This window comes from Catonella morbi ATCC 51271 (assembly GCF_000160035.2).
GTDB lineage: Bacteria > Bacillota > Clostridia > Lachnospirales > Lachnospiraceae > Catonella > Catonella morbi.
In genome coordinates this window covers 106,108-122,287 of sequence record NZ_KI535371.1, presented here as the reverse complement: position 1 = coordinate 122,287, position 16,180 = coordinate 106,108, and the positions used below count along the sequence as shown (strand labels likewise).

Here is a 16,180-nt window from a genome sequence, read left to right as displayed (position 1 = left end):
GGCGTAATTCAAAGAAAAGAGCTCCGTTGCCGGAACTCTTTTCCTGTATAACTAATTTCAACTTTTGAGTTAATCCCCAATTATTCGGATTAAACTTATGCCGCAATTTTAACACTATTTGCTAAAGCTGTTTTATTTCCACTAAGCTTCTCTTTAAGTAAGGTTATGGTTTCAGCTTTTACACCATTTGCAAGAAGGATATCTTCAGCTCCCTTTGTAAGCTTTTCTACTGATAAATCCTTGCCTCCGGCTATAGATTCCATCATTGTAATTACATCATTTTTGATATACTCATACTGTTTGGAATTCTTTGTTACCTTATAATAATTCTCATAGCTCTTCATATAGTCATCTATAATTTCTTCCTTTGTAGCTCCCATAAGTGACTCTAAGAATACCGCCATATAGCCTGCTCTGTCCTTACCTTCCAAGCAGTGGAAATGGTAAGGTGCCGCATTATCTGCCATAAACTGTACACCCTTGGCTATTCCTGCCTTAAACTCATTTGATGTAAATGCAAGTCCGAGGTTAAGCGTAATTACTTTTCCGTTCTTAAAAAGGTCTGCATAATAAGGAGACTTGAAGTCTTCTTTTGCCATAAATCCTTCTACCTTTTCTTTAGAATCAGCAAGGTTTACTACTGTAGCTACCTTAGCGGCCGCCAAAAGCTTATCCGCGTAAGCAGCTCTTCCTATTTCGTTATTTACAGGGCTCGAGCTTCTGTAAAGTGTGCCTGCGGCTATCTTTCCTAATTTTATCTCTCTGAAATTAGCAAAAACATCATCACTTGCATAGTCAGCTCTGTTGTTTGTTCTTTCAAGCTTTCTTACACTGTAGGCATCTGCATATCCCTGCTTTTTGCTCATAAATACAGTGAACTTATCTCCAACATCTATACCTGCTATTTCATTTAACTTACCGTAATTTATGCAAATCGCAATATTAGTATGTCCCTTATATGCTCTTACGAGAGGCATTCCGTTATTTACCAGATAGTTATCAAGATAAGGTGCTTCAAGCACATAACCGTTATCAAATACAACAGCAAGGTTATCAGCTAACTTAAAACCTTTTTTGTTGAATTTATCTATGGTTATATTGGTTACTGCGTGACCGTATTTCTCAATTTCAGTTACCTTACCGTTAATATAAGGTTTCTTATATGCAGGCTTTCCTGCAAGATTTTTCTTTAACTGAGCAATGGTCTTTTTAGATACTCCTATTTTCCTAAGATATTTTTCAGTAGCTGCCTGTATGTCTACCTGTGATATATCGCTTCCCTTTGGCATACCGAATACAACCTCAGTCATAGCGTTTACTATGTTAGATTCTGCTATTTTATCGTACTGCTCACTGTCCTTTACTACCTTATAATAATTCTCATAAGTAATCATATAATCAGCTACTATCTCGTCCATTTCAGCTCCCATAAGAGCCTCAAGTACTGCTGATACAAAACCTGCTCTGTCTTTACCCTCAGTACAGTGTACCATGTAAGGTGCCTTCTTTCCTGCCATAAACTTTAAGCCTTTAGCAAGTTTCTTAGAGAAGTCCTTGCCCGCAATATCTACATTCATATTGAGGAGCTTTACGCTTTTGTTGTCTACAAGCTTCTTATAATAAGCTGAATTAAAATCCTCTGCTGCCACATATTTTTTAATATTTTCTGCATTGTCTGCAAGATTAAGTACTGTCTTAACTCCAACCGCCTCAGCAAGTGCATTTGAGTAAGCCGCTCTTCCTATTTCGTTGTTGATAGGACTTGAGCCTCTGTAAAGCACTCCAGGCTTAATTCCCGTAGTTACCACGCTTCTGAAGTTTGCAAATATAGAATCACTTGCATAATCAGAACGCTCATTGGTTCTTTTAAGCTGTCTTAAAAGATACTCAGAAAGATACGCCTTCGCTTCCTTAAGTGAGAACTTAATACTGTCACCCACCTTTGCGTTGTACTTGGTAGAGAAATTACCTAAGTTAATAGCAACTATGAGTAAATCGTTCTTCTCATCATTTCTTACCAGCAAGCTTCCTGTATCTACATCACTGTAAGAAGTGCAAAATGGCATGGTAAGAGTGGTATCTCCAATTTGTACATTTAACAGGTCACCTGCTTCAAAGCCTGCATCCAACAAAGCCTTTGGCTTGATATCCATAACCACATTACCATATTTTTGAACCTCTGTAATAATTCCTGTCACCTCTGTCGCTGCCTTAGCATAGTTATTAGGCATAAGCCCAAATACCAGCATAAAGACTAACAAAAATGAAATCGTTCTTTTCAGTGTCCTCATAAAATTTCTCCTTTTTTATTGATAATTATTACTAATAAAATTTTACTTTTAAAAGCAATTATAGTCAAGTATTGACAAAGGATATTTTTAGTCTTATGCGACAGCTGTCCACTTTTTTTCAGAAGGATAAATAATTTGCTAACTTTTAATTAATCAAATAGCTTTTTCGAGTAAACATTGGTCATTTAAGTAGCTTTTAGACGATTTCATAGTTAATATCCTCATAGGATACTCTTTTTATATTTACTTGTAGTTTTTCGTCATTTTTTTATAATATTCTTGTTGTCATCTCCTACACTGACATCAGGAAGGGGGTGTGTTAAAATGTGGCTCATAGAGCTCTTAGTTTCTGTCACAGCAGGTGTTGCTATCTTCATCATCTGCAAATGGCTAGACAGAAATAATAATGACAACTAGCCTGCCACGCTTTGCATGGGAAAAGCCTAGAAGATGACGCTTCTAGGCTTTTTTGTGTTAAATGTGGACTCGCTCTGAAATTATTATACTACACTATTTATAATTTTGCAAGCAAGTCATTTTATGATACAAACGTCAAAAATATAAAAAATATAAAATTATTCACAAGCTTACTTGCAAAAGAATTTACCTAAATTGGGGATTTCTTATTATTTGACACCCACATCATTTTATATTTACTTGTAGTTTTTCATCATTTCATTACAATGTTATTGTTGTCATCTCCTACACTGACATCAGGAAGGGGGGATACTTACGCATGTGGGTTATAGACCTTTTAATTTCTGTCACAGCAGGTGTTGCTATTTTCATCATCTGCAAATGGCTAGACAGAAATAATAATGACAACTAGCCTGCCACGCTTTGCATGGGAAAAGCCTAGAAGATGACGCTTCTAGGCTTTTTTACTTACACATGTGGTTTTACACTTCTGATTCTACACTATCCGGGCTGTATTTGTCAAGTAAATGCAGACCAAATAGCAACTTCAGATTAGCCTTCATATTAGCCTCAAAAAATAAAAATTATTCACAAGCTTACTTGCAAAAGAATTTACCCAAATTAGGAATTTCTTATTTTTTGACACCCACATCATTTTATATTTACTTGTAGTTTTTCATCATTTCATTACAATGTTATTGTTGTCATCTCCTACACTGACATCAGGAAGGAGGTGTGTTATCTATGTGGCTGTTAGACCTGATGGTTTCTGTCACAGCAGGTGTTGCTACTTTTATCATCTGCAAATGGCTAGACAGAAATAGTAATGACAACCAGCCTGCCACGCTTTGCATGGGAAAAGCCTAGAGTTTGCCGACTCTAGGCTTTTTTGTGTTTATCTATGTGGTTTTACAATTTTAATTTTACACTATCAAGGCTGTATCTGTCAAGTAAATGTAAGCTAAATAGCCGCTTCATATTCACCTTCACATTACTCCCCAACATTCCACACAGTTCTTCTCTTGAAGGTCTCAAGTCTAAACTTAGCTTCTGCCTCGGAACGTTTGAATAATTCTTCAGCCTTCTCAGGATTGCTTCTAAGAAGTCTGTTGTAACGAACCTCTGTCTCAATGAACTCTCTGTAGCTGATTGTAGGCTCTTTTGAATCCATGGTGAATGGGTTCTTTCCTTCTTCTGCAAGAAGTGGGTTGTAACGGAAGAGACTCCAGTAACCTGACTGAACCGCCTTCTTCTCCTGAGTCATAGAAACTCTCATGCCACCTTTTATACCATGTGCTATACAAGGAGCATAACCTATAATGAGTGATGGACCAGGATAAGCCTCAGCCTCAGCTATGGCCTTAACACACTGGTTGTAATCAGCACCCATAGCTACCATAGCTACATAGATGTATCCATAACCCATAGCTATCTCAGCAAGATTCTTCTTTCTTACTTCCTTACCGCCTGCAGCAAACTGTGCAATAGCACCGGTAGGAGTAGACTTAGAAGCCTGTCCGCCTGTATTTGAGTAAACCTCTGTATCGAATACAAATACATTTACATCTCTGTTAGATGCAAGTACGTGGTCAAGACCGCCGTAACCGATATCGTAAGCCCAACCGTCTCCACCGAAGATCCACTGGCTCTTCTTTCCGGCAAAGTCAGCATTAGCTATGATGTAGTCTTTCTCCTCAGCCTCTACACCGCAAGCTGAAAGTGCCTGAACCATTCTTCTTGCTGCCTCAGTATTCTCGCCTGAGTTCTTTCTTGTATCAAGATACTTCTGAATAATTTCCTTAGTATCTCCATCTACCTTATCCATAAGCTTCTCAGCACTGTCAATAACTCTCATTCTAAGAGCCTCTGTTCCAAGTGCCATACCATAGCCATACTCAGCATTGTCCTCGAAAAGCGAGTTAGCCCAGGCAGGACCTCTTCCTCTCTTGTCAACTGTATATGGGTTGGCAGGTGAAGAACCGCCCCAGATTGAAGAACAACCTGTAGCATTTGCAATAAGCATTCTATCACCGAACATCTGAGTAATAAGCTTAGCATAAGGAGTCTCACCACAGCCTGCACAAGCGCCCGAGAACTCAAGGTAAGGCTGTCTGAACTGACTTCCCTTTGGTGTAACTGCATTGAACTTAGCAAGTACATCTTCGTGAAGCTCAAGTGTTCTACCGTAATCGAAACTCTTCTGTTCTACCATCTGTGTATCAAGAGGTGAAAGTGAAAGTGTCTTATTTCCTTTAACCTCAGGGCAGACATTTACACAAGAACCGCAGCCTGTACAGTCAAGTACGGAAACAGTAATTGCAAACTTCTTACCCGGCATACCCTTCATATCTACCATCTTCATAGACTCAGGAGCCTTAGCTGCCTCTTCCTCATCCATAACAGCAGGACGAATTGCTGCATGAGGACATACATAAGAGCAAAGGTTACACTGTAAACAGGTATCCTTATTCCAAACAGGAACTTCAACTGCTATACCTCTCTTCTCATATGCAGCAGAACCTAAAGGTGTAGTACCATCTGCATACTCAACGAAAGCTGATACAGGAAGAGTATTACCTGCCTGTGCATTTATCTTATTCTGAATTGTATTTACATAGTGAACAACATCCTTAAGACCTGAACCTGCCTTCTCGGAGATATCCTCTTCTGTGGCATTCTTCCAGTCAGCAGGAACCTGTACTTCAACAACCCCGGACACACCGGCATCTATGGCATTGTAGTTCATCTGTACAACATCGTCACCCTTCTTCTGGTAAGAAGCCTTAGCTGCTGCCTTCATATATTCTACAGCGTCCTCGATAGGGATGATATTTGCAAGTTTGAAGAAAGCTGCCTGAAGCACTGTATTGATACGTCCGCCAAGACCGATTTCCTTACCAATCTTGATACCATCTATTGTGTAAAGCTTAATGCCATGCTCAGCTATATACTTCTTAGCCTGACCGGGGAGACGCTCTGAAAGCTCATTTACATCCCAAGGACAGTTAAGCAGGAAGGTACCGCCATCCTTTATATCCTGAACCATATCATACTTATGTATATATGAAGGATTGTGACAGGCAACAAAATCTGCTTTATTGATAAGATAGGTAGAGTTAATCTTCTTATCACCGAAACGAAGGTGAGAAATAGTTACACCGCCTGATTTCTTTGAATCATAGTCAAAATAAGCCTGTGCATATTTATCTGTATGGTCACCGATAATCTTAACAGAGTTCTTGTTGGCACCAACAGTACCGTCTGCACCAAGTCCCCAGAACTTACAGGAAGTAGTTCCCTCTGGAGCTGTCGCAGGGTTCTCTGTGATATCGAGCGAAAGATTAGTTACATCATCCTTGATACCGATAGTAAATCTTGGCTTTTCTGTATTCTTATAAGCTGCAATAATCTGAGCAGGAGTTGTATCCTTAGAACCAAGACCGTAACGACCTGTGGTAACAAGGCAAGACTCAAACTTAGTTCCGCGAAGTGAAGCCACAACATCAAGGTAAAGAGGCTCACCGAGAGAACCGGGTTCTTTTGTACGGTCAAGTACGATGATGTTTTTAACAGTCTCAGGAAGAGCAGCAAGAAGATGCTTAGCTGAGAATGGTCTGTAAAGACGAACCTTAACAACACCAACCTTGTGTCCATTAGCATTCATATAATCAATAGTCTCATCTATAGTCTCACAAACTGAACCCATAGCTATAATTACTCTGTCAGCATCCTCTGCTCCGTAATAATTGAAAAGCTTGTAGTTAGTGCCAATCTTAGCATTAACCTTATCCATATAATTCTGTACAACTTCAGGCACAACATCATAGAAACGGTTAGACGCTTCTCTTGCCTGGAAGAAGATGTCAGGGTTCTGAGCTGTACCGCGCTGTAATGGACGGTTAGGGTTAAGTGATTTATTTCTGAATGCAGCAACAGCATCCATATTGCACATGTCTTTTAAATCATCATAATCCCAAGCCTCGATTTTCTGAATCTCGTGTGAAGTTCTGAAACCATCGAAGAAGTGAAGGAAAGGCACACGGCTCTCAATTGTACTAAGATGTGCAACTGCACCAAGATCCATAACCTCCTGTACACTGTTTGCACAGAGCATAGCAAAACCTGACTGACGACAGGCGTAAACATCTGAATGATCTCCAAATATAGAAAGTGCGTGGCTTGCAAGCGCACGGGCTGACACATGGAATACTGCAGGAAGTAATTCGCCCGCAATCTTGTACATATTAGGGAGCATAAGTAAAAGTCCCTGAGATGCTGTATAGGTAGTGGTTAAAGCACCGGCCTGTAATGAGCCATGCACAGCTCCGGCTGCACCACCCTCTGACTGCATCTCAGACATAATTACTTCATGTCCGAAAATATTCTTTCTTCCCTGTGTAGCCCACTGATCTGTATAGTCAGCCATAGGTGAAGAAGGTGTAATAGGATAGATGGCTGCAACATCCGTAAACGCATAGGATACGTGAGCGGCAGCGGTATTTCCATCCATAGTTTTCATTGATCTAGCCATAGATAGCCTCCTTAAAAAATTAAATGATATTAATACCAACAAAGTCAATCCATTGGTGATAAAACACTTGTTACAAACTTTATAACATACACTTTAATTTTACTATCTATCTTTCATTCTGTAAAGGTTAATAATGTATTTTTATTGTGCAATTTGTGTTAATTGATGTATTTTCTCAATAATTTTCAGATAATTTTGATAATAGCTATCATTATCGTAAATTTGCGGCACCGACTATAGTTTTTCGTTGTTTTTTTTCTTATAAGAGGGTATAATGAAATGGTACACGGAAATAATTACTCCTGTATCAGTCGGTGTCAAATACTTTTGATACCCATATCATTTTATACTAATATCATAATTGAAAGAGAGGTTTTTATGTCGGAAAAAAATATGTCATTACTTTCACAAAGTGAAATTGATGCTCTTATTAAGTTCTTAAATGAAAATAAAAACAACGAAACATTAAGCGGAGATATCCTTAGTCAGAGCAGTATAAATAAACTTATCGAACTGGTAAAATCCATCCCTTCATTAGATAAAAATAATTTGCTGAATTCTGCTGCCATAAAGGCTGATGCTTCATCATTCTTTGCAAACAAGAATGGCGGCGCAGGCTACGAACTTGCTTTTAAAACAAATGATAACGGGCAGATAACTATTTTTGCCTGCAATGCGGAAACAGATGATATCATAACTATTGCCCCTGCAATGGTGTCTTCCGTTAATGCGGAAAACCTCCCTGAAACCTGGGGAAGATGCTTATCACCAAATGCCTTCAACTGTATAGCTGAGCTGCTTAAGATAAAATACTCTGATGAAACCTTAAGCAACCTCAAAGCTTTATTCGCAGAAAATATGTATGGCAGTGCGGAAGCTGTTATCCCTGCATTTTATCTGCCATAAAGTGAGGTTACATGCTTATTAAATATTTACAGGTACTTTTTATATCCATGCTGCCTATAGTAGAGCTTCGCGGAGCCATTCCCTTTGCAACCGCAATAGGAGTTCCTCCTTTAACAGCCTACGGAATTTCTATCATAGGAAATATGATTCCCGTACCTTTTATTTTTCTTTTTGCCGGGAAAATACTTCACTGGGGGAAGGAGAAACCATATATAGGAAAGACCTTTAGAGCTTTTCTTGAAAAAGGCTATAAGGCAGGACAAAAGCTTGAGGATAAGGCAGGTTTCGGTTTATATCTTGCCCTCACTCTCTTTGTAGGTATTCCTCTTCCCGGTACCGGTGCCTGGACAGGAAGTTTGGCTGCCTGTCTGTTGGGTATCAATGCTAAAAAAGGTACTATAGCGGTACTGGCAGGAGTTTTACTTGCAGGAATAATAATGATGACACTGAGCCTCGGCGCCTTGTCATTTATAAAATAGCATTCTTACTACGCTTGTAGTGCAAACATACAAAAATGGCTGTTGCATTAAGAATTGCAAAATATAGTGAATATATAAAGAAAAATTTACTATATTTCACAGCTTTTTCTTTAATGCAACAGCCATTTTACATGCAGACAGCAGCGTAAAATAAGCTATCCTGAAATACTATGTATATCACTCGGTGAGATTTTTTGTTATTAAAGAATTTCAGAATGATTTCCTACATAAAAATATCCCCACCATCGACTCGGTGCGGATATTTTTTTATTTAGCTCAAATTATTCACAAAACATCTTATGAAATATCGCGATAAAGCCACAATACCAAGTCCACAATATTTTTCAGATGTTTGGGCATATCACCCCATAGTCGCAGACCAAAAACCATTTATCCTACTGTATTCTGTGGAATAATATGTCTATAGCCTATGGTATGAATATAACCAAAGAAATCTTATATCACCGGTCATCATAGCCGGCTTTACCGGTATTACTTCCCATGATTTGCTTCACTTCTAAACTGTGCCGGTGTCTTACCGTATTCCCGTTTAAACAATCTTATAAAATGCTCTACATTAGGATAGCCCACTGCCTCAGATATCATTTCCACCTTCATATTGCCTCCGAGAAGGAAAGCCCTTGCTTTCTTAAGCCTTATCATCCTGACATTATCTCCAAATGACAAACCCGACTTTACCTTGATATATTTGGAAAGATAAGGTTTTGACAGAAATGTCTTTTCAGCCAGCATATCAAGGGTGACTTCCTTGTAGTTTTCCTGAATTATATTGAGTATATTGGTAAGTCTCTCTTCTTTTTCCTCTATAAAACGCAATTTTTCAGGCTGATTGAGGGCAGATACAAGAGCATCTATCGAAGCCTTTATAATATCTTCATCAAAGCCCACTCCCCAGTACTTTTTATTTTCATAAATAATCCCCACAAAGGTAACAGCCTTAGATGTCGAACCGCCTGTAAGAGCATGCTCCTCATAATCCGAAAGCTCATAGTCCGTTCCGAAATACTGCCTCAGGGCATTGGCAACCGCATCCAGACGTCCGTTTCCGTTTGCCTTTACCAAATGCTCCTTACCGTTATGATGAATACTTACAGTCGAAAGGAAGCCCCCACCCTGTACGAATTCTGCATTACTGACATAGAATACCTCATTATTGTTTACATATTTATCTACAAAAATATCATAAATCCTCTTAGCAGACAGTTCAGCATGCTCATGGTCAGAAACCGACTTAACCGTGTAGCCGAGTTCTTCCTGCATATTCTTAGGAACTTCAATTCCGTAATTCGTCTTTAAGATGTAGCTTACTCCGCCCTTGCCGGACTGGCTGTTGATGCGGATAACATCTCCGTCATAGCTTCTTCCCACATCTTTTGGATCAATAGGTAGATAAGGTACAGTCCACTTATCCATTTTATGTTTTTCTCTGTATGCAAAGCCCTTAGATATAGCATCCTGATGAGAACCTGAAAATGCCGTAAATACAAGTTCTCCGGCATAAGGCTGTCTGAGTGAAACTTCCATCCCTGTAAGCCTCTCATATACCTCTTTTATCTCATTTAATTTTGAAAAATCAAGCTTAGGATCTATTCCATGCGAATACATATTCATAGCAAGTGTGATTATATCCACATTTCCGGTACGCTCCCCATTGCCAAAAAGAGTTCCCTCTATTCTGTTCGCCCCGGCTAAAAGCCCAAGCTCCGCTATCGCAACTCCCGTACCCCTGTCATTATGCGGATGAAGGCTGAGAATTACTCCTTCTCTGCGATTCATATTTTTATGAAGATATTCTATCTGTGTAGCAAAAACATGAGGCAGGGAAAGCTCCACAGTAGCCGGAAGATTGATAATTACCTTGTTATCCTTATCAGGCTCCCAGACATCTATGACCGCATTTACCACCTCCAGGGCATATTCTACCTCAGTTCCGGTAAAACTTTCAGGAGAATATTCAAAAGAGAAGTTCCCGTCTGTTTCTTCAGCAAGCTTTTTAAGCAGCTTGGCTCCGTTTACAGCAATCTGTTTAACTTCCTCTTTGTCCTTTGCAAATACCTGCTCTCTCTGTGCTACAGATGTAGAATTGTACACATGGATGACCGCATGCGGAGCACCCTTTACCGCCTCAAAAGTCCTCTTAATAATATGCTCCCTCGCCTGGGTAAGTACCTGAACCGTTACATCAGGAGGGATGAGATTTCTCTCAATGAGTGCACGCATAAAATTATACTCTGTCTCAGAAGCAGCTGGAAATCCCACTTCTATCTCCTTAAATCCTATGGATACAAGCATTTTAAAAAACTCCAGCTTTTCCTCCAGACTCATCGGTTCTATAAGAGCCTGATTACCATCCCTAAGGTCAACCGAACACCATACCGGAGGCTTGTCTATATATTCTTTTTTAACCCAGTCATAAGTAGGCTTCTTAGGCATAAAATAATTTCTCTGATACTTATTGTAATTATCCATATTTTCTCCATTGCTCCATTAAAATTATACAAAATAGTTGATATATTTTAATATATCACATTTTCTATTTTTTACAATGGGTAATTATTTAACTATTTAATTGATATATTTTAATCAGAGTTATAAGATAATATTCAGCAACATAAGGGGGCTACAACTCGGGAATGAATAATCGGAGTTTTAAATCTTTAGCTTTCTTACCATAATTACCGGGGATTTTGTAAATAATTGGGGATATACATTATTTTAATAAGTGATATAATGATACAAGTGTCAAATACTTTTGACATCCACATCATATAATAATTCATCAACTTACCGGAGAGGAAATAAATGATACAGGATCTTTTAAATAACAGTTATGATAATAGTTACAAACCGGATGCAAAGCCGGCTGACAATAGTTTTATATTATATTTTTATAATAATGAGCTGCTCTGCCACGCAAGAGGAAACATAAAAAGCCTTGAAAATGCTATTCCCGGCAAGGCAGGAAGCGAAGAAATATTCTGGAGCCTTCCTACATTTAAGGAAATCATCGATAATATAGGAATAAGCCCAAATAAGCTCATCTACCTTTTTAAAATGAAAATTGATGACAGGGAACAGGATTTTTTCCTTTTGGCAGATGATAAGCTGTTTGAAAAAAACTTGCTTGACTATAGCTATCTTAAATCTGAAAAATACTATACCAATGATAATTCGGGCAAGACTGAGGATGAGAGGTTTTATTATCTGCCTGCTCTTAAGTTTCGCTCCCTCAAGCCACTTAATATTTCCTTTGCTGTTATAACCGCCTGGCAGCTTTATACCTGGTACAGGGATAACAAATATTGTGGCAGATGTGGGCAGAAAACAATGCTTGACAGTAAAGAGCGTATGATTAAATGCTCTAATTGCGGTAATATGATTTACCCTAAAATCTGTCCGGGAGTTATAGTCGGCATTATACACAGGGGAAGGATTCTGCTTACCAAGTATGCAAACAAGGGATATAACCGTTATGCCCTTGTAGCAGGTTTTACGGAGATAGGGGAAACTCTGGAAGAAAGTGCCAAGAGAGAAGCTTTTGAGGAAGTAGGGCTTAAGCTTAAAAATATCACCTTTTATAAAAGTCAGCCTTGGTCGGCCTCTTCCTCTATACTGACAGGATTTTTTGCGGAAGTTGACGGAAGTGATAAGGTTGTGCTTGAAACTGATGAACTTAAGGAAGGCACCTGGTTCTATCCTGATGACATAGTGCAGATGCACGAGGGTGTAAGCCTTACCGAAGAAATGATAAATCATTTTGCGGACAGGAAGCTGGAAGAGCACTGGTATAAATAAAAGGCTTTTAAAATGAGGTATACTCCTAAACTAAGGAATATACCTCATTGTTATATTTTTATCAGTCTTTGAAATATTCTGATACAGAACTATTTTTATGATATCTGCCTCTGATATTCAGCTTCTGCTGCTTCAAGGCTTTCTCTATCTGTGAAGTGAACTATCTCCTCACTTTCTTCAACAGACATTCCTTTACTCCTGCAATTTATATATACTTTAAGCAAAGTTTCGTCAATTCCCTGTTCTCTTCCTTCACTAACTCCCTTATAATACAACTGACTAAGCGGTCCTCCCGCCATAGTTCTCACCTACTTTCCCAACTTTTGCCTTTGATATTCCTCTTCCGCCATATCAAGGCTTTCTCTATCTGCGAAATGAACTATCTCCTCACTTTCTTCAACAGACATTCCTTTGCTCCTGCAATTTAGATACACCTTAAGCAAGGTTTCATTAATTCCCTGTAAAAGCCCCTCCTCTCTTCCTTCACTAACTCCCTTATAATACAACTGACTAAGCGGTCCTCCTGTCATATTTTTCACCTCACTTCCGTTATTTGCTGTAAGCTTTTCTATAATATCCTCACTTCCGGACATTATAGAAAGAAATTTAAGTACTGCATCTACATGCTTGATTTCATTTTCGTCTGCCGGCAGATAATAGGGATTTTTCCTGATGTTTGTAAAATACTTTGCCACCAGTCTAAAATCACTTTTAAACTTATTAACCTTTTCCTCCGGCAGAAAAGCTATCTCAAAAACATTGATTTTATAATCGCTTACAAAATCTTCCAGCCCTGTCGGAATATCTAAAATACCTTTAAGGTTTTTAGGCTGATTCCACCTGGTAAGCCCAAAGTATAATACTATAGTTACTACAGGGGTAAGTTTATTCTTTGGAAGCCTACCGGTACTTTTAAGTAGCTGACTTCTGTAGGAAGCTCCATCATAGCCTATTATTCTGGCAGGCATCAGTTTTTCAGCTTTAGTCTGATTTTCAATTCCGACCACAAGCAAATTAGTATTGCCTTCCTTCCAATACTTGCTTACATCACGTTCCTGTTCATGCAGCTTTCCGTCTTCTGCCTTATAAGCAGAATTTATCTTACTGTCCTCGAGCGAATCTTCTTTAACCCGCTCCTTTCCATCGAAAAGCAGAGTATTTACAATATCTGCAAAAACATCATTGTAATCCTCTAACAGTTTTTCTGTTACATCATAATCTAACATATTTAAATATTTTAGTGAATTTAAGTAATAGTCAATAATAGTATAGCATAATTAAGAAGATTTTTGAATACAGAAGATAAGTATCAAGAAAATTAAATTTCTGGGTGAACCTGCCGGCAAGAGAATTTATCCCAATTTATTCAGTAAACATCTTACAAAATATCATAATCAAGCGCAGTCCGGCAATTACGATGTTTATTCCGACTACCAAATGTTCAAAGCAGTTTCCCTATAAAAATACCCCGCTCAGGTTGCCCTGAGCGGGGTAAAATTACTTATTTAATTATCAAGTCAGATAAATCAGTCTTTCTTAGCAAGTTCAAGAGTAAAGTCCTGATCAAGTCCTTCAAACTTTAAGTTAAATTTAACATTAGCAATTGACTCAGGAGTCTTAAATAAGCTCTTAGCAATGTCAATAGTTATATCAAACTTACCTTCTGAATTAACTTTACCTGCCTTAACCTTAACCTTAGGTCCCTCTGTTACCTTAATCTTAGGAGCAACCTCAGGCTTTACAAACTTTTCAACCTTTGCCTTGAGTGTAATTACAGCTGCTGTACCTGTAGCAATCTTATACTTAGGCTTAAGTGTAGTAAGATCACTGGTATTATCTGTAGCATTTTCTGCTGTTGCAGATTCAAACTTTAAGGTCTGTGCAGTCTTTGTAAGTTTTACTTCCTTGTCAACTATAACACCTGCCAAGGTAGCTACGCCTTCCTTAGTCTGCTTGGTTCCTGCAACTCTTAAATAAAGCTTTGCACCTGTCCATCCAAATGTATTAGCTTTTTCTGTAGCTGAATATTTAAGCTTAGCTACTGAAGGCTTCTTTACATCCTTAGGAGCCTTAAGAGTACTCCACTTAGTAGGTGTATCTTTGGATAAAGCATACTCCCAATCATCTGTACTTACATTTGTAAGTACAGCGCCCTTGCTTAAGTCATATGAAAGAACAGACTTAATAGAACCAAGGGTTTTAGCTCCTGTAGAATCCTGAATGTCTGTACCCTCACCCTCAATCTTATCATCTTTAAATTTCATTGTCTTAGGTCTTGCCTTGAGAGTAACCATTGAATACTTAGAAGCAATCTTCTTATCAGTAGCTGATGATCTTACAAAAAGAGCATAGCTTTTTTCCGGATTTAATGCACTTCCACCACTACCACCTGCTTTGAGTTCAGTAATAGCCATTGATTTTGCATTAGCACCTGCAGCAGCCCAGTTAGCAACAACAGGAGCAGGAGCATCAGTTCCAATCTCAACTACCTGCCAATCCATTCCCTTCTTAATAGCAGCAGTTTCTTTTGTTACATCAAACTTTACAGCAGGAGCCTTAGCCTGAGGTGTAATCTTCACCTTAGCCTCGCTACTAGCAAATGCTCCGTCTTTTGCCTTAATTCTGAATGAAAGGGTAGAACCATTCTGAGCAAATATCTTAAGTTTACCGTTTACTCCATCGTTATCAAGAGTTCCAAATAAAGCTGTCAAAGCCTGCCAGTTTCCATCGTTTAACTTACCTTCAACATTAGCATCAAGTGTAACTTCTTCTGTCTTTTTATTCGCACCTACTTTAGTTGCTACAAGGTAACCAAAGTCTCCGCCAAAAGCATGCTGAGCTGCTCCCTCAAGACCTTTAACCTTATCTTTTTTAGCTACATACTGTACCTTTAATGATTTTTCAACAGCAGGAATCTCCAAAACATCCCAATTATCTTTATCAGGAGTTGCTGTAGTACCGATTACCACTGTTCCTGCTTTACCCTTAAGAACTGAATATACATCTATTGCTCCAAGATATTCCTGAACATTAGATACTTTATAGTTTTTTACCACCAATCTCAACAGTTCCTTTTCCGGCCTTATCAACCTTTTTAGCGATTGCCCAATACTTGGCGCTTGTAGCAGTAACCAATCCTGACTCTCCTACCAAAGTAAGAGCTGTAGGCTTTGCTGCTGCCTTAGCTGTCTGCAAATTAGCTACCGGAACCATTCCGAGTGCCATAGCAACTACGAGTGACTTTGCGATTGTTTTCTTGAAATTCATGATTAAATAACCTCCTTATTATTGACGGGACCTCATCCTATATACGCTAAGATAATCTCCCTTGCACCATCCCTGGCTGGCTATCATCTTACCCTATGTACGCTAAGGTAATCTGTCTAGCTTATTGTCTCATTGTTTCGACTTACACAAATTATATCGGACAGAGAGATTAAAAACTTAACACCTTTTTGAAACTTTTTTTATTTTTTTCAAATGACTCATATCTAAACCCTTATAGATACCCGCCTTTAGGCTAATCTGAAAAAAATAATTATTAGTTTCTCCCAGATTACAAAAAGCCTATTTTGTAACCAATTTGTAACCTTGACTATATAATACACCATTTATTTTCAAAAAGCAAGATTAAATTCATATTTCATAATATTATACAAAAAAACCTCCTTTTGTGATAAAGTTTTAGTGTTATAATAGCCCTTTCTTACATTACCGGGTCAGAAATAAGGCAAAATTAA

Annotated in this window: 12 protein-coding genes; 4 read left to right on the top strand and 8 right to left on the bottom strand. The window is 38.5% G+C overall.

Annotated elements, in window-relative coordinates:
* Positions 1-95: 95 nt before the first annotated feature.
* Together GCWU000282_RS16115 and GCWU000282_RS16735 are read right to left on the bottom strand one after the other, a co-directional pair.
* The gene (locus tag GCWU000282_RS16115) at positions 96-2,291 is read right to left on the bottom strand and encodes a tyrosine-protein phosphatase (RefSeq protein ID WP_051384216.1); all 2,196 of its coding nucleotides are present in this window, start codon (positions 2,289-2,291) and stop codon (positions 96-98) included.
* A gap of 260 nt (positions 2,292-2,551) precedes the next feature.
* A complete protein-coding gene (locus GCWU000282_RS16735; RefSeq protein ID WP_156913166.1) occupies positions 2,552-2,704 on the bottom strand; it encodes a hypothetical protein in 153 nt (50 codons plus the stop codon).
* 748 nt (positions 2,705-3,452) lie between these two features.
* Here GCWU000282_RS16735 and GCWU000282_RS17315 point away from each other — a divergent pair.
* The gene (locus GCWU000282_RS17315) at positions 3,453-3,575 is read left to right on the top strand and encodes a hypothetical protein (RefSeq protein ID WP_023356063.1); all 123 of its coding nucleotides are present in this window, start codon (positions 3,453-3,455) and stop codon (positions 3,573-3,575) included.
* A 124-nt stretch (positions 3,576-3,699) separates the two neighbouring features.
* Here GCWU000282_RS17315 and nifJ read toward each other — a convergent pair whose 3' ends face one another.
* Positions 3,700-7,239: a pyruvate:ferredoxin (flavodoxin) oxidoreductase gene (nifJ, locus tag GCWU000282_RS15125; RefSeq protein WP_023356062.1), complete on the bottom strand. Its 3,540-nt coding sequence runs from the start codon at positions 7,237-7,239 to the stop codon at positions 3,700-3,702.
* Between the two features lie 378 nt (positions 7,240-7,617).
* On the opposite strand from nifJ, the gene GCWU000282_RS15120 reads away from it, so the two are divergent.
* Both GCWU000282_RS15120 and GCWU000282_RS15115 read left to right on the top strand, forming a co-directional pair.
* On the top strand, positions 7,618-8,145 hold the full coding sequence (locus tag GCWU000282_RS15120) for a hypothetical protein (protein ID WP_023356061.1): 528 nt from the start codon (positions 7,618-7,620) through the stop codon (positions 8,143-8,145).
* Between the two features lie 11 nt (positions 8,146-8,156).
* On the top strand, positions 8,157-8,624 hold the full coding sequence (locus GCWU000282_RS15115; protein ID WP_023356060.1) for a COG2426 family protein: 468 nt from the start codon (positions 8,157-8,159) through the stop codon (positions 8,622-8,624).
* 492 nt (positions 8,625-9,116) lie between these two features.
* On the opposite strand, the gene GCWU000282_RS15110 is transcribed toward GCWU000282_RS15115, so the two are convergent.
* Positions 9,117-11,114: a 2-isopropylmalate synthase gene (locus GCWU000282_RS15110; protein ID WP_023356059.1), complete on the bottom strand. Its 1,998-nt coding sequence runs from the start codon at positions 11,112-11,114 to the stop codon at positions 9,117-9,119.
* Positions 11,115-11,447: 333 nt separating this feature from the next.
* Here GCWU000282_RS15110 and nudC point away from each other — a divergent pair, with 333 nt between their 5' ends.
* The gene (gene nudC, locus GCWU000282_RS15105) at positions 11,448-12,440 is read left to right on the top strand and encodes an NAD(+) diphosphatase (RefSeq protein ID WP_023356058.1); all 993 of its coding nucleotides are present in this window, start codon (positions 11,448-11,450) and stop codon (positions 12,438-12,440) included.
* Positions 12,441-12,535: 95 nt separating this feature from the next.
* On the opposite strand, the gene GCWU000282_RS15100 is transcribed toward nudC, so the two are convergent.
* The 4 genes from GCWU000282_RS15100 to GCWU000282_RS15085 form a co-directional block, all read right to left on the bottom strand.
* A complete protein-coding gene (locus GCWU000282_RS15100; protein ID WP_023356057.1) occupies positions 12,536-12,739 on the bottom strand; it encodes a hypothetical protein in 204 nt (67 codons plus the stop codon).
* Positions 12,740-12,748: 9 nt separating this feature from the next.
* Positions 12,749-13,666: an Rpn family recombination-promoting nuclease/putative transposase gene (locus tag GCWU000282_RS15095; RefSeq protein WP_023356056.1), complete on the bottom strand. Its 918-nt coding sequence runs from the start codon at positions 13,664-13,666 to the stop codon at positions 12,749-12,751.
* 300 nt (positions 13,667-13,966) lie between these two features.
* Complete coding sequence (locus GCWU000282_RS15090; protein ID WP_156913165.1) at positions 13,967-15,505, bottom strand: hypothetical protein; 1,539 nt, start codon at positions 15,503-15,505, stop codon at positions 13,967-13,969.
* A complete protein-coding gene (locus GCWU000282_RS15085; protein WP_023356054.1) occupies positions 15,480-15,707 on the bottom strand; it encodes a hypothetical protein in 228 nt (75 codons plus the stop codon). The genes GCWU000282_RS15090 and GCWU000282_RS15085 overlap by 26 nt, the downstream gene beginning before the upstream one ends.
* Between the last annotated feature and the right edge of the window lie 473 nt (positions 15,708-16,180).

Coding starts and splice junctions, on each gene's coding strand:
- nudC (WP_023356058.1), top strand. CDS start 11,448: ATGATACAGGATCTTTTAAATAACAGTTATGATAATAGTTACAAACCG.
- GCWU000282_RS15095 (WP_023356056.1), bottom strand. CDS start 13,666: ATGTTAGATTATGATGTAACAGAAAAACTGTTAGAGGATTACAATGAT.
- GCWU000282_RS16115 (WP_051384216.1), bottom strand. CDS start 2,291: ATGAGGACACTGAAAAGAACGATTTCATTTTTGTTAGTCTTTATGCTG.
- GCWU000282_RS17315 (WP_023356063.1), top strand. CDS start 3,453: ATGTGGCTGTTAGACCTGATGGTTTCTGTCACAGCAGGTGTTGCTACT.
- GCWU000282_RS15100 (WP_023356057.1), bottom strand. CDS start 12,739: ATGGCGGGAGGACCGCTTAGTCAGTTGTATTATAAGGGAGTTAGTGAA.
- GCWU000282_RS15120 (WP_023356061.1), top strand. CDS start 7,618: ATGTCGGAAAAAAATATGTCATTACTTTCACAAAGTGAAATTGATGCT.
- GCWU000282_RS15115 (WP_023356060.1), top strand. CDS start 8,157: ATGCTTATTAAATATTTACAGGTACTTTTTATATCCATGCTGCCTATA.
- GCWU000282_RS15085 (WP_023356054.1), bottom strand. CDS start 15,707: ATGAATTTCAAGAAAACAATCGCAAAGTCACTCGTAGTTGCTATGGCA.
- GCWU000282_RS15110 (WP_023356059.1), bottom strand. CDS start 11,114: ATGGATAATTACAATAAGTATCAGAGAAATTATTTTATGCCTAAGAAG.
- nifJ (WP_023356062.1), bottom strand. CDS start 7,239: ATGGCTAGATCAATGAAAACTATGGATGGAAATACCGCTGCCGCTCAC.